Origin of the sequence: Actinokineospora sp. (genome assembly GCF_052390155.1) — a bacterium.
GTDB lineage: Bacteria > Actinomycetota > Actinomycetes > Mycobacteriales > Pseudonocardiaceae > Actinokineospora.
In genome coordinates this window covers 1-14761 of record NZ_JBQTHF010000008.1, presented here as the reverse complement: position 1 = coordinate 14761, position 14761 = coordinate 1, and the positions used below count along the sequence as shown (strand labels likewise).

At 71.4% G+C, this 14761-nt stretch carries 8 protein-coding genes; 5 read left to right on the top strand and 3 right to left on the bottom strand.

Annotation, left to right across the window (positions count from 1 at the left end):
• Positions 1–97 precede the first annotated feature (97 nt).
• Positions 98–301 (bottom strand): cold-shock protein, encoded by a 204-nt coding sequence (locus ACT4N7_RS04000; protein ID WP_444827197.1) that lies wholly within the window; start codon positions 299–301, stop codon positions 98–100.
• A 390-nt stretch (positions 302–691) separates the two neighbouring features.
• On the opposite strand from ACT4N7_RS04000, the gene ACT4N7_RS03995 reads away from it, so the two are divergent.
• The 5 genes from ACT4N7_RS03995 (at position 692) to ACT4N7_RS03975 (ending at position 11323) form a co-directional block, all read left to right on the top strand.
• Positions 692–9238, top strand: a complete 8547-nt coding sequence (locus tag ACT4N7_RS03995) for a SpvB/TcaC N-terminal domain-containing protein (protein WP_444827196.1) — start codon at positions 692–694, stop codon at positions 9236–9238.
• Positions 9235–10074 carry a hypothetical protein gene (locus ACT4N7_RS03990; protein WP_444827195.1) on the top strand — a complete coding sequence of 280 codons (840 nt, stop codon included), beginning with the start codon at positions 9235–9237 and terminating at the stop codon, positions 10072–10074. The genes ACT4N7_RS03995 and ACT4N7_RS03990 overlap by 4 nt, the downstream gene beginning before the upstream one ends.
• 73 nt (positions 10075–10147) lie before the next feature.
• Positions 10148–10645 (top strand): peptidylprolyl isomerase, encoded by a 498-nt coding sequence (locus ACT4N7_RS03985; protein WP_444827194.1) that lies wholly within the window; start codon positions 10148–10150, stop codon positions 10643–10645.
• A 197-nt stretch (positions 10646–10842) separates the two neighbouring features.
• Entirely contained in the window at positions 10843–11085 is a 243-nt protein-coding gene (locus tag ACT4N7_RS03980) for a DUF6400 family protein (protein WP_444827193.1), read from the top strand.
• The gene (locus ACT4N7_RS03975) at positions 11075–11323 is read left to right on the top strand and encodes a hypothetical protein (protein ID WP_444827192.1); all 249 of its coding nucleotides are present in this window, start codon (positions 11075–11077) and stop codon (positions 11321–11323) included. The genes ACT4N7_RS03980 and ACT4N7_RS03975 overlap by 11 nt, the downstream gene beginning before the upstream one ends.
• 1 nt (position 11324) lies before the next feature.
• Here the strand turns inward: ACT4N7_RS03975 and ACT4N7_RS03970 are convergent, their stop codons facing one another.
• Both ACT4N7_RS03970 and ACT4N7_RS03965 read right to left on the bottom strand, forming a co-directional pair.
• The gene (locus tag ACT4N7_RS03970) at positions 11325–13028 is read right to left on the bottom strand and encodes an ATP-binding cassette domain-containing protein (protein ID WP_444827191.1); all 1704 of its coding nucleotides are present in this window, start codon (positions 13026–13028) and stop codon (positions 11325–11327) included.
• A complete protein-coding gene (locus ACT4N7_RS03965; protein WP_444827190.1) occupies positions 13025–14677 on the bottom strand; it encodes an ABC transporter ATP-binding protein in 1653 nt (550 codons plus the stop codon). The genes ACT4N7_RS03970 and ACT4N7_RS03965 overlap by 4 nt, the downstream gene beginning before the upstream one ends.
• Positions 14678–14761 lie beyond the last annotated feature (84 nt).

The following is a 14761-nucleotide window of genomic DNA, read 5'->3' as shown; positions in this document are numbered from 1 at the left end:
GTCGTCGGCTGCCCGGGGAGCCTGACACAGACCAGCGGGCCCACTCCCGGGGGAGTGGGCCCGCTGGTTGGTGCTCAACCGTTCCGGGTTGGCCGGATCAGATGACGGTGACGCCGGTGGCCTGCGGGCCCTTCTGGCCCTGACCCACGTCGAACTGCACGCGCTGGTTCTCCTCAAGCGACTTGAAGCCGCCACCCTGGATCTCCGAGTAGTGCACGAACACGTCGGCGCTGCCGTCCTCCGGCTGGATGAAACCGAAACCCTTTTCGGCGTTGAACCACTTCACGATGCCCTGAGCCATTATCTGTTTTCCTCTAACGACGCTGGCGGAACGTCGCCGATGCGACGTGCCGGGCCTGTCTGCGGCGGGAACCTCTCCGACCGAACCTGGAGGAAAACTCACGCGCCCGCAACATCGTTTCGCGAGCGTGGATGAACACGGACACAAAACCAACGACCGAGTCCAGTCAACCACACCCGCCGATCGATCGCGACTCGGACTCGGCGACCCGACGGAGACGGGTGCCCGTCGCGGCGGGTAACGGAGTCCGGTCACGCAAAATTATCAGTAACCCTCGGCGCTCCGCCCGCGACGCACAGTCCGGCAGTCCATCCGGTGAGGAAGGGTCGCGTCATGGTGTCTTGGGGTCGCCCAGGCAGTCGCAGGTCCCATGTTCGACGCACCGGGGTGGTGCTGGCCGTCGTCCTGGCCATGATCGCGGGCGGGCTGGGGCCCGCGGCGGGGCCCGGCGTCCCCGCGACGGCGGCGGCCGGGACGGCGGACGGTGCGGTCACCGCGCCGGAGCACCCCGAGGGCGCGTCGTTCAACCCGAACCTGATCAAGGACATCAAGGCGGCCGATCCCGGCGCCGCGGTCAACCTGATCGAGGCGCCCGGGGCGAACAACCAGGGCGACGCCCGGCTGACCTACCCGCTGGAGGTGCCACCCGGGCGGGCCAAGGTCGCGCCACAGGTCGCGGTCCAGTACAACTCCGCGGGCGGCAACGGCTGGACCGGGGTGGGCTGGGACCTGCCGGTCCCGGTGATCACGATCGACACCCGCTGGGGCGTCCCGCGCTACCACGGCGGCCTGGAGACCGAGACCTACCTGCTCAACGGGGAGCAGTTGACCCCGGTCGCGCACCGCACCGAGTTGCTGGCCCGCACGGCGGAGAAGGTGTTCCACACCCGCGTCGAGGGCCAGTTCCGCCGGATCGTTCGGCACGGCGACACCCCGGCGAACTACTGGTGGGAGGTCACCGACAAGAGCGGCAGCCGGATGTTCTTCGGCGGCGCGCCGGACACCGGCCCACAGCCGAACGCCACGCTCACCGACGACCGGGGCAACATCGCCACCTGGTCGCTGCGCGAACTGCGCGACACCAACGACAACTTCATGCGCTACCACAGCGTCCGGGTCGACGACGGCGGCGTGCGGAACGCCTCCGCGCCGGGGCGCAACCTGTACCTGCGGCGGATCACCTACACCGGCCACGGCACCACCGAGGGCCCGTACTCGGTCACGTTCATCCGCGACCGCGAGCGTGGCGAACCCCGTCGCGCCGATGTGCTGATCGACGCCCGCGGCGGGTTCAAGCGGGTCACCGCCGACCTGTTGCGCCGGGTCGAGGTCAAGCTCGGCGACCAACTCGTGCGTGCCTACGAGCTGAACTACCGCACGGGCGCGTTCCTCAAGACGCTGCTGGGCTCGGTCTCGCAGTTCGGCGAGGACGGCAACCTGTTCAACACCCACACCTTCGACTACTTCGACGACATCCGCGACGCCTCCGGCGGCTACCAGGCGTTCGGCTCGTCGACCGGCTGGTCCGTGCCAGGTGACGATCTCGGGGTCGGGCTGCGCGGTAACGGTGAGGCGGGCGCGCTGTCGGCCAACACGTCCAAGGGCGCGGGCGGGCACCTCTACGTCGGTTACAACCCGACCGCGCCACGCAAGTCGAACTCCGCCGGGCTCAAGGTGGGCTTCAACGCGGGCTCGTCGGACGGCCTGCTCGCGTTGGCCGACGTCAACGGCGACAACCTGCCGGACAAGGTGTTCCGCTCCGGCGGCGGCATCTTCTACCGCGCCAACCTGTCCGGGCCGGACGGGCCGACCCGCTTCGCCGACACCCCGGTCCGGCTGACCAACCTGCCCGCCATCTCCTCCGAGAGCACCCGCTCGGGCACCGTGGGCATCGAGTCGTATTTCGGTGTCGCCGCCCAGTTGGACTACGTGTCCACCACGACCGTGTCCGACCGCTACTTCTCCGACGTCAACGGCGACGGCATCACCGACCTGGTCAACAACGGCGGCGTGCTCTTCGGCTACCTCGATGCCAACGGCAATCCCGCCTACACCGCCAACAGCGCCGACACCCCGGTCCCGGTCGGCGCGGGTACCGCATCGGGCACCATCGTCGGCGACCAGACCGCCGAGTTCGAGCGTCAGGTCGACGCTTTCCCGCTGCTGGACAGCGTGCGGCGCTGGGTCGCGCCCTACGACGGGACCGTACGGGTCGACGGCCGGGTCCGGCTGGTGCAGGACACCAGCCCGGAGCGGGCCCAGTACCTGGCCGCGGACGGCGTCCGGGTGGCGATCCAGCGCGGTGACGACGAGCTGTGGGCGCAGCGGATCGGCCCGGCGGACTACGTCGAGTTCGCGCCGACCGGGGTGGCCGCGGTCCAGGTCCGGCGCGGTGACGCGCTGTACTTCCGGGTCCAGTCGGTGCTCGACGGCAACTACGACCAGGTCGCCTGGGATCCCGACGTCAACTACGTCGGCGTCCCGGCGGGTACCGACGTCAACGGCCTGGATCACTACCGCTACCGCGCGGCGCGCGACTTCACCCTCGGCGGCAGGCCGTCGCTGGTGACCGTCCCGCTGACGGGCACCCTGCACCTGTCCGGGGACGCGGTGAAGACCGGTCCGACCAGTGACGACGTCACCGTGGTGATCACCCGCAACGGTGCGGAGGTGTTCACCAGGACGCTGCCTGGCGGCGCGGCGGGCAGCGCGCCGATCGAACTCGACATTCCGGTCACGGCCAACGACGTGCTGTCCTGGCGGCTGCGGGTCGACTCGCCGATCGATGTCGGCGCGCTGAGTTGGGTGCCGCGCGCGCACTACACCGCGGCCGAGGGCGTCGACGCGGTCACCGACGAGAACGGCGACCCGACGCTGACCATCAGTCCGCCGTATGACCTCGACCTCTACCCGGCGAACACTTTGGTTGCGCCGCAAGGGTTCCACACGGCGACCCAGACCGGGCAGCTCGTCGTCGAGCCGACCCTGGCGGTCAACTTCGCCGGCCAGACGCCGACCACCAAGGTCGTGTTCACGGTCAAGAAGCGCGGCGCGCTGCTGGCCAAGCGGGTGATCGACATCGTGGACGGCCAGGTGCCCACGCCCTCGGCGCTGCGCACGACCGTGGGCGTCGAGGCGGGCGACGAGCTGTTCTTCGACTTCTCCACTGTGGACACCACGCTGCTGGGCAGGCTGACCGCGCAGTCGGTGTCGGTGAGCACGGACGGCACCACCTTCGCCGCGGCGCCCAGCGCGCTGCACGCCTCGGTCGAGCAGGGCGCGTTCGCGCAGCCCTACCGGGGCTGGGCGGCCATCGGCTACCAGGGCAACCGCGCTCGCGCGACGAGCCCCATCGCGCAGAGCGACCTCGTGCTGGACGAGAGCTACCGCGACCAGCTCCCCGAGGGGCCGACCGAGGCCGACGTGCCCGGGTTCACCGGCGATCCGCGGGTGACTCCGCCGAAGATCGTCGTGTTCGCCCCGGCACCGGCACCGGGACGCTGGGCGGGCAGCGATGAGAACACCTGGGTCGCGGCGGGTTCCGCGTCGAGTTCGAGGCTGGGCCTGGACAGCATCGATGTCGCGCGCGACATCGACTTCGCGGGCGCCACCGCCGTGTCCCGGCGGGGTCGCACCCAACAGGTCTCGACCACCCTCGGCGTCAGCATCCCGGGCATCCCGATCGGCGCCGGGGCGAGCGTGGCCAAGGGCGCCAGCACCGGCCAGGTCGATTTCCTCGACCTCAACGGTGACCGCTTCCCGGACGTCGTGGGCTCGGCGGGCGTGCAGTACTCGGACATGGTCGGCGGTCTCGGCGACACCCGTGGATCGGTCGGCGGCAACGTTCGGGAGGCCGACTCCCAGTCCTACAGTGTCTCGGGGAACGCGGGCAGCCCGGCGCGTACCAGTTCGACCGCGCGCGGCCAGGACGTGCCGACCGGTGGGAAGTCCAACAACACAGCCAAGTCCGGCGTCGAGATGCCCGCGCTGGGCGTGGGCGGCAACCTCGGCGGCGGCGACTCCGACACCGGCTACGACCTGATCGACATCAACGGCGACGCGCTGCCGGACCGGGTGTTCGACAACGGCGACGCCGCGCTGAACCTCGGCTACTCGTTCGCCTCCCGCGAGCCGTGGCAGGGCGGCCCGGTCAATGCGGGCGATACCAGGAACGCCGGGGTCAACCTGGGCTTCAACACCGACTTCTACGGTTTCGCGGGCGGTGTCTCGGCCGCGGTCGGCTCGGCCAAGACCAACGCGTCGCTGATGGACATGAACGGCGACGGCCTGATGGACCGGGTCTTCGCCAACGGCTCCGCGCCGATCGCCGTGGCCATCAACACCGGCAACGGATTCGCCCCGCCCACCCCGTTCGGCGGCAGCCTCGGCGGGATCAACTCCGACGTCAACGCCTCGCTCGGCGGCGGGGTGTACTTCACCTTCGGGTTCTGCTTCCTGTTCGGCTGCATCGTGTTCAACCCCGGGGTCGACGTCTCTACCGGCATCGGCCGCACGGAGGTCGCGCTGCGCGATGTCAACGGCGACGGCTATGTCGACCACGTCCGGTCCACTCGGGACGACGAGTTGGTGGTGGCGGAGAACAAGACCGGCCGCACCAACCTGCTGCGGTCGGTGTCCCGGCCGCTCGGCGCCCGGATCGAGTTGGACTACGCCCGCGACGGCAACACCTACGACTCGCCGCAGTCGCGCTGGGTGCTCTCGCGGTCGACGGTGTTCGACGGCCACCCTGGCGACGGCCAGGATGTGCAGCGTTCCACGTTCCGCTACGAGAACGGCACGTACAACCGGCTGGAGCGGGACTTCTTCGGATACGGCCGGGTCGTCACCGAGCAGCGCGACGCAGGCGCGGGCGACGCGGTCTATCGGAGCACGACCAGCGACTACCGCACCGACAGCTACTACACGCGCGGGCTCGTCACGCGCACGCTGATGGCCGACGGCGCGGGCAGGCCGTTCTTGGAGACGGTGAACGCCTACCAGTTGCGCGACACCGCGACCGGTGCCGCCGCCGACGCGGCCAGCACCACGGCCACGGTGTTCCCGGCGCCGACGCGCACGGACCGCCGCTTCTTCGAGGGCCAGGCGGTGGCGGGCAAGTCGACCCACGTCGAGATGGACTACGACGAGTTCGGCAACCTGACCAGGTCGCTGGACGCCGCCGACGACGGACCGGGCGACGACCTGGAGACCCGCATGCGGTACTCCTCGGCCGACCCGGTCTGCCGCGACCGGCACATCGTCGGCATCGCGAACTTCGTCCAGGTGTTCGGCACCGGCACCGTCCGGCGGCATCGTGAGTCCACGGTGGACTGCGTGTCGGCGAACATCGTGCAGGCGCGGGAGATCCTGGCCGATGGCGCCACCGCGGTGACCGACCTGTCCTACTTCGACGACGGCAACCTCTCGGCCGCCACCGGCCCCGCCAACAAGACCGGTCAGCGCTATCGGCTGACCTACGGCTACGACACCGTCGTCGGCGTGCACATCGAGTCCATAGTGGACAGTTTCGGCTACCGCTCGACCGAGACGCACAACCTCAAGTACGGCCTGCCCGACACGACCACGGACCAGAACGGCCAACGCCTGCGGATGGCCTACGACACCGTGGGCAGACTCGACTCGGTCACCGGCCCGTACGAGGCGGCCGAGAACCGGCTGACGATCGACTTCGAGTACCACCCCGAGGCCACCGTGCCCTACGCGGTGACCAGGCACGTCGACCGGACCGCCACCGAGGTGCGCGGCGACACCATCGACACCGTGCTGTTCGCCGACGGTCTCAAGCGGACGCTGCAGACCAAAAAGGACGCCACCGTGGCCACCGTCGCGGGGGCGGACCCGCAGGCGGTGATGACGGTGTCCGGGCGCACGGTGTTCGACTTCGTCGGCCGCACCGTCGAGCAGTTCTATCCGAGCACCGAACCGAAGGGCGGCGCCAATACCGCCTTCAACACCGCCGTCGACCCGGTCCGGCCCACTCGGCTGGCCTACGACGTCCTCGACCGCACCACCCGCACCGAGATCCCGGACGGCACGGCGTCCACCGTCGCCTTCGGATTCGGCCCGGACCGCGCAGGCGCCACCCGGTTCGAGAGCGTGGTCACGGACGCGAACGGCAAGCAGCGCCGCACCTACGCCGACGTGCGCAAGCTGACCACGTCGGTCAAGGAGTTCAACCCGGCGGGCGGCCAGCCGGTCATCTGGACCAGCTACGGCTACGACCCGCTGAGCCAGATCACCTCGGTGGTCGACGACCGGAACAACACCACGACCTCGGCCTACGACAACTTCGGTCGACGCACCATTGTGGACAGTCAGGATTCGGGTCGCACGGAGAGCCGTTACGACCTGGCGGGCAACGTCACCGCCAAGATCACCTCGAAGCTGCGGGCCGCGGGCCAGGCGATCGAGTACGACTACCAGTTCAACCGGCTGGCGGCGATCCGCTACCCGGTGTTCCCGGCCAACAACGTCACCTATACCTACGGCGCTCCCGGTGCCGCCGACAACACCGCCAACCGGGTGTCCACTGTGGACGACGGTGCGGGCGCGGTCAGCCGCGCCTACGGCCCGCTGGGCGAACTGACCAGGGAGACCCGGACCGTCGACGTGCTGGCGGGACCGGCGCGGACCTACACCACGTCCTACCGGTACGACGCGTTCAACCGGGTGCTGCAGATGACCTACCCCGACGGGGAACTGCTCACCTACGGCTACGACTCCGGCGGCCTGGTGACCTCCGCCGCGGGCGTCAAGGGCGAGTTCGGCTACACCTACCTGGCCCGGATGGACTACGACAAGTTCGAGCAGCGGCTGCTGATGGACACCGGCACCGGCGTGCGGACCACCTACGCCTACGACGCGGCCGACCGCCAGCTCGCGACGCTGAAGTCCCGGCTGCCCGACGGACACCAGTTCCAGAACATCAGCTACACCTACGACAACGTCGGCAACATCACCCGGCTGCGCAACGACATCGCACTCCCGCACGGCAAGCCCATCGGCGGGCCGAGTACCCAGACCTATACCTACGACGACATCTACCGGCTCACCTCGGCCGCGGGCGAATACCGCAACAAGGACAACAAACTCGACCGCTACCAGTTGGATCTGGCCTACGACACGATCCACAACACCACGGTCAAGAACCAGCGCCACGAGGTCGTGGTCAATTCGTCCGGTACGGCGTCGATGCAGGCGGCGAGCACGGACACGCCGGTGGCGGTCCCGCTCGACGTGCCCGTGCTGCCACTGGAAGACCTCGTGGCGCCCGCACCGGTCGACGAGCCCTTGCCGCTCGCGGAGGACTCGGTGCTGCCGGTGGAGGAATCCCTGCTGCCGGAAGAGGCACCGCTGGCGAGCACGGCCACCGCACCGTCCACAGTGAACACCTCGGCGGCGGCTCCTGGCGGGAACGCCCAGGTGCAGAAGCGCACCACCTACAACTACTCCTACGGCTACGCGAGCGGGAGACCGCACGCGCCGAGCACGGTCGGCCCGCTCACCCAGCGGTACGACGCCAACGGCAACCTCATCGACCAGGTCACCTCCGCGCCGCCGGGCAAGCGCAGGCAACTGGTGTGGGACGAGGAGAACCGGCTGGCCTGCAACCAGGACCACAACCGCAACGACACCGTGCCGCAGAACCCGAGCACGTGCACGACCCCCGGTCAGGCGCCGACGGTGCGGTACTTCTACGACGCCGACGGCAACCGGGTGGTCAAGGACGCGGGGCCGAAGCACATCTACCCGAACCAGCACTTCAGCGATCGCAACGGCACCTCGTTCAAGCACGTGTTCGTCGGCGCGACCCGGCTGGCGACGAAGATCGTGAAACCGCTGCCCGCCTACGAGAACCACGTCTTCTTCTTCCACGCGGACCACCTAGGCTCGTCCAGTTACGTGACCGACGAGCACGCCGCCCTCACCGAGCACCTGGAGTACTTCGCCTTCGGGGAGAGTTGGGTCGACGAACACCCGGCGCAGCCCACGCCGGTGCCCTATCAGTTCAGCGGCAAGGAACTCGACGAGGAGACCGGCCTCTACTACTTCGGCGCCCGGTACTACGACCCGAGGAACAACCTCTGGCAGAGCCCGGACCCGATCCTGGACGGCTACCTCGACGGCGCCCCCAACGACGGCGTGTTCCAGCCGTTCAACCTGGCCGCCTACAGCTACGCGTCCAACAACCCGGTGCGCCTGACCGACCCGGACGGCACCAGTACGTGGAACCGCGTGGTGGGCGGGCTCAAGCTGGTCGGCGGCGTGCTGGAGTCGGCGGCGGGCGCGGCGGGCGGCGCGGCCACCTCGTGGACCGGGGTCGGCGCCGTCGCGGGCGCGGTCGTCTTCGTGCACGGCGCGGACGTCGCCGCCACCGGACTGCGCCAACTCATCTCCGGCGAGGACGAGAGTTCGCTGACCAGTAGGGCCATCCAGGCCACCGGGGTGAGCAAACCGACCGCGGACCTGATCGACAACGGCGTGTCCGTCGTCGGTTCGCTGGGCACGTCCGCGCTGGCCAGGGCGCCCCAGGCGGCCGCGGCGGTCACCACCAGAACCGGCTCGCAGACCGGTGCCGCGTTGGCCAGGTCCGGCGTCGCCGCCGAACAGAGTGTGGCCGCGCGGATCGGTGTCGCCCGCAACGTCGGCACCGGTCGGGTGACCGTGCCGGGCTCCGGGACGGGTGGCTACCGGATACCGGACTTCAACCCGGCGGCCACGATCGCCGCGCGCGGCACCGTGGTCGAGGTCAAGGCGGTGCAGGAGCTGTCGGTGACCCCGCAGCTACGCGATCTGGTCACCTACGCCAGGGGGCAGGGCGTGCCGCTGGAGATCTTCACCAACGCCAGACTGCCCGCGTCCGGGGAACTGGTGAACTGGATCAGATCCGGCCAGGTGATAATCAGTCCACTATGACCCCGGACTTCGGCGAGCACGACCTCGACGGCGAGGTCGTGTTCGACCGCCGCCTCGGTGGCCAAGAGCTCGACGCCCTGCAGGACCTGCTGGGCGAACTGGCCCCGAGGTGGTCGGCGAAGCTGCGGCTGTGGCGGGGCCCGCGCGACCAGCGGCCGATCGAGGTGGCGCGGCCGGGTGCGCTGCGCGGCGCGGTGTTCGACGCGGTGGGGGAGCGCGGCGAGACATACCGCGAACTGGTCGAGGCGCACGGCACGCCGCCGCTGGAGCGGGTGTCCGGGTCCGCGGAGCTGCGCGGTGCCGGACCCGAACTCGTCGTCGTCGTCTCCCTCGACGACCTGGTGCTGTCCCCGATGGGTGCCCGGCGACTGCTGGGCAACGGCATCGCCGTGCAGGTCCGCAGGCCCACCGTCGAGCGGCGGCCCGCGCCCGCCTGGCTGGCCGAGGCGTTCGAGCGGCTGTGCGCGCTGTCGCCCGCGTGGGGCTGCGCCTGCCATCCCGGCGAGTACTGGGCGAAGGCGATGAGTGACGGGCCGCGCGTCGAGGCGGTCGGTCGCGACTTCGGGCGCTTTCTGCCGGGCCTGTTCTGGTCGAACTTCTTCGGCCGCCGCTACCGCGACCTCGTCGGCCGAGACCGGTTCGCGGCGGTGCCCGACGGGCTCGCGGTCGCGGTCGACGGCGGGACTCTGGTGTCGCTGGGCATCGATCCGATAGCGTGGCGCACTCCCGGGTACGCGGCGGTCGAGCGGCGACTGCGGGAACACCTCGGCGATGGACTGTTCTTCGCCAAGGCCGAGCCCGACCGCCCGACCCGCGCACCCGACTGGACCCCGTGAGCGCCGCGGCCGGTCCGCGGCAGGCGCATCGGCTACCGTGTGGCCACAATCCACAGGTTCTCGGAGGACGGAAATGACCCTGGTCGCCCTGACCACCAGCCACGGCCCGATCACGCTCGAACTCGATCGGGACAAGGCTCCCCAGACTGTCGACAACTTCGTGCAGTACGTCGAGGCGGGGCACTACGACAACACGATCTTCCACCGGGTGATTGCCGGCTTCATGGTGCAGGGCGGCGGTTTCACCGCGGACATGGCGCAGAAGCCCGCCAAGTCGCCGATCCAGAACGAGGCCGCCAACGGCCTGCTCAACGTGCGCTACAGCGTGGCCATGGCCCGCACGTCGGACCCGCACTCGGCGTCCGCGCAGTTCTTCGTCAATGTCGCCGACAACGACTTCCTCAACCACACCTCGCCCACCCCGCGGGGCTGGGGCTACGCCGTGTTCGGCAAGGTGATCGAGGGTTTCGAGGTCGTGGACGAGATGGCGAAGGCGCGCACCGGGACGAAGTCCGGGATGTCGGACGTGCCGGTCGAGGCCATCACCATCCTCAGCGCCAAGGTCGCCTGAGGGTTTCTCGCGGACCGGCCCCGAAGGCGTTCGATGGCACCGTCGGGGCCGTTTGCCGTAATTTCGCTGACCGCGCGCTGACAACGCCGCCGAAGTGACGAAGTTCGCCCGCCGAACGTGACCTGGGTCATTGTGATCTCGGGACCTCGTTGCCGACCCTGACCTTCTCCGGTCGGGTGCGGCGAAGGGGTGATCCGGTGAGCGGTGAACCGAACGAATTCGAGTTCTCCGTCGATCTCACGGTCGACGAACTGCGGCGGCGCGCCGCCGTCGTCGAGGCGTACGGCGACACCTGGGACCCGGCCGCCGTGCTCGCCGACGAGGAGCTGGCCTACGAGCTGCTCTACGCGGGGCTCGACCCCGGCCAGCAGCGCAGCTACGACCTCCTGGTCCGAGCGGGTGTCCTGCCCGATCGGCAGGTGCGCGATGATGCCGCTTGACCCCACCGCCGACATCGGCCGCCGCGCCTGGCTGCCCTGCCCGAACTGCGACCACGGCGGCGCGTGCGCGCACTGCCTTGCCGGGCGCAACTGCGCCAGCCACTGGCAGTACCTGCTGAGCAACCAGGCGACCCGGGTGTCGATGCAGTGTCCCGGCTGCACCCACGTGTGGACCGTCGACACCCGCGGCCCGGGCCGGTCGAGGCCGCACGGCCGCCGTCCCGGCCGGGGCCGCTGACCTACTGGACCTGTCGCACTCCGACGTGCCAGTGGCCGAGCAGGTCCCGGTACAGCGGCGAGGTCGCGAGCAGCGTCAGGTTGTCGCCGACGACCGCCTCGGTGCCGTTGAGCACCAGGATGCGCCGCGCCCGCAGGGCGGAGCTGATCCGGTGCGCGATCACGATCAGGGTGTCGCCCCGGTCGGCGAAGGCCAGCTCGGCGCGCCGTTCGGCGATCGGGTCGAGGTGGCAGGTGGCCTCGTCGAGCACGACCACCCGCGCGCTGGACAGGTAGGCCCGCGTCAGCGCGACGAGCTGGCGCTCCCCGGCGGACAGCTCGGCGGGGACCAGCTCGGCCGAGTAGCCGCCGAGCCGGGCCAGCAGCGCCTCGGTGCCGACCGCGTCCACCGCGCGGTCCAGCTCCTTCGCGGTGGCGTCCGGGCGCAGGTAGCGGAGGTTGTCCGCGACGGACCCCGCGAAGACGTATGCCTCCTGCGGGATCAGCACTCTGGCCCTGGCAAGCTCCACTGTGGACAGGTCGGCGGCGGGCGCGCCGCCGAACCGGACGGTGCCCGCGTCCGGCCGGAGCAGCCCGCACAGCAGGCCCGCGAGGGTGGACTTGCCGATGCCGCTTGGCCCGACGATCGCCAGGTGGTCGCCCTCGGGCACGGTCAGGTCGAGTTCGCTCAGCACCGGCTCGGCGTGCGGCCCGTAGGCGAAGGTCACGCGCGTGAGGGTCAGCTCGTGGCCCGCCATCGGGGTCGCCGCCCGCGGCGTGGCGGCCTCGGGCGGTGGGGCCACGTCGAGGATGCGGCCCAGGGTCACCACGAAGCGCAGCCCGCTGCCGCCCAGCCCGGCGATCAGGGTCTGGAACGCGGGCTGGAGTCCGAAGAGGACATACGTCAGGCCGCCCAGGATCGCGCCTGCGGACAGCCCATGGCCGACTAGCCACGGCCCCGCGAACAGCAGTACCAGCAAGGGAACCCAGCCGCCGACGGCGAAGCAGAGGGTGCGCAGCGCCGCGACCCAGGCCAGCGCGCGCTCGGCGGCCGCCTGCTCGGCGATCGGCCCGCCCACCATGGCGGCGGCGTGCTCCTCGGCGCCGCAGGCGACCACGTCCCGGCCCGCCGCGAGCACCTCGCCCGCGGTGCTCGCCAGCTTCTCGTCGGCCAGCACCGCGGCCCGCTGCCGGGCGGCGGACATGCCGAGGGTGGCGACGAACGCGGCGAAGCCGAGCAGGAACGGCGGCGCGATCAGCACCACGATCACCGGGGCGATCGACAGCAGGCCGATGACCACGCCGACCACCGTGACGACGAACCCGCGCAGCACCACGATCAGCCCGGCGTAGGTGTCCCGCACGATCTCCACCTGGCGGGTCAGCCGCGCGATGGCGCCCTCGTCGCGGTGACCGGCGACCCCGTGCGCCAGCGCGTCGCCGACGACCCGGCGGACCAGGTCGTCGCGGAACGGCTCCACCAGCTCGCCCAGCGTCCGGTACACCATCCGGGACCCGGCCGCGCCGATGACCGAGGCCAGCATGAACCCCGCCAGCCAGGCGAGTCCGACGTCCGCGCGCCCGGCGAGGAACCCGTCGTCCACGGCCTTGGCGATCGCGAGCCCGGAGATCGCGGCGGGCAGCGCCTCGGGCAGCGACCACGCGGCGAGGGTGAGCAGCGGCTTGCGGCGCAGCGCGGCGACCCCGTAGCGGATCTCCCGCCTCACGCGAACACCTCCCGGTAGGCCGGGTCCCCGCACAGCCGGTCGTGCGGTCCGACCGCCCGCACCCGGCCGTCGGCCAGCCAGACGACGAGATCGGCGCGCGCGGCGGTGGCCGCGCGGTGGGTGACGATCAGCCGGGTGGTGCGCCGCGGGCCGTCCTCGGTGAGGGTGTGGCTGATCTGCATCTCGGTCACCATGTCCAGGCTGGAGGTGGCGTCGTCGAGCACGAGCAGCCGGTCGGCGTGCCAGGCCCTGGCCAGGCCGAGCCGCTGCGCCTCGCCGCCGGACATCGGCGCCTCGGCCAGCGCGGTGTCGTAGCCCAGCGGGAGTCTGCTGACGAACTCGTGCGCGTGGGTGGCGGTGGCCGCGTCCCGCACCCGATCCTGGCCGCGGCCCAGCGCGATCGCGTCGGCCACGGTGGTACCGACCAGCAGCGGCCGCTCGAACGCGCAGCCCACGGCCGCGCGCAGGTCCCGGTGGCTCAGCTCGGCGAGCGGCACGCCGTCGAGCAGCACCTGCCCCTCGTCGGGCTCGCGCAGCCGGGCGGCGAGCGCGGCGAGCACCGACTTGCCCGCGCCGGAGCGGCCGACGACCGCGACCGCGGCGCCGCCGGGCACGGTCAGGTCGACGCCGTCGAGCAGCACGACGTCGCCCGCGCGCACGGTGACCCCGCGCAGCTCCAGGCAGCCCGGACCGGCGGGCAGCGCGCGCACGCCGTAGCCGACCGGCTCGACCGCGAGCACCTCCCCGGTCCGCTGGACACCGGCGCGCGCCCTGGCCAGCCTGCCGAACACGCCGGTCAGGCCGCCGAGCCCGGCGCCGATCACCGCGTACTGGCTCGCCGCGAACAGCTCGCCCGCGCTGATCCGGCCGTCGAGCAGGGCGAGCCCGCCCGCGGTCAGCACCGCGACCAGCACCAGCGGTCCGACCACGGCGGCCTGGGCCACGGTGCGCGAGAGCACCCGCCAGGTCCGCTCGCCCTGGGCGCGCAGGTCGGGCAGGGGTTCGAGGACCCGGTGCCGCTCCAGGTCGAGGGTGCCCGCGGCGGCGATCGTCCGGGCGCCCGCGAGCGACTCGGTGAGCCGGGTGGCGATGCGGCCCTGGGTCCGCTGGTAGGCGGAGACGACCTCGGCCGTCTGCCGGGTGAAAGCCCGCAGCACCAACGCGACGAGCAGGAGCCCGGCGAGGAACGCGACCGCGAGCCAGACATCGATGTAGCCGAGCAGCACGAGGCTGCCGACGGGCGGGAGCAGGGCGGTGCCGATGGTCACCGCGCTGGGTCCGGCGTTCGCGGCCTCGACCGCGTTGCCCGAGACCCGGCTCACCAGGTCGCCGGTGTCGAACCGGCGCGCGCCCTGGGCGCCGATCGCGAGCACATGGCGGATGACTTTGGTCCGCAGCCACGCGGTGGTGGCCGCGACGCAGGCCGTGCCCGCGAACGTGTCGACCAGGTCGCAGAGGATGCCGAGCAGGATCAGGCAGGCCGCCGCGACGAGCCAGCCGCCGCTGTCGGCACCGGCCACGATCGCGTCGACGGCGCGGCCGAGCACGGTCGGCAGGGCCAGTGTGCCCGCGGTTCCCGCGAGCGCGGCGACGCCGATCACTGGCAGCCAGCCGCCCCCGTGTCGGGCGATCGCGCCGAACGTCGTCACTATGGACTCCTGATGGGACACTGGCAGGGCCGCGGGGGCCCGGCCCCCCCCCACCGCCCCGGGCCCCGCGGAGGCCCCCCCCCC

Coding starts and splice junctions, on each gene's coding strand:
- ACT4N7_RS03985 (WP_444827194.1), top strand. CDS start 10,148: ATGACCCTGGTCGCCCTGACCACCAGCCACGGCCCGATCACGCTCGAA.
- ACT4N7_RS04000 (WP_444827197.1), bottom strand. CDS start 301: ATGGCTCAGGGCATCGTGAAGTGGTTCAACGCCGAAAAGGGTTTCGGT.
- ACT4N7_RS03975 (WP_444827192.1), top strand. CDS start 11,075: ATGCCGCTTGACCCCACCGCCGACATCGGCCGCCGCGCCTGGCTGCCC.
- ACT4N7_RS03990 (WP_444827195.1), top strand. CDS start 9,235: ATGACCCCGGACTTCGGCGAGCACGACCTCGACGGCGAGGTCGTGTTC.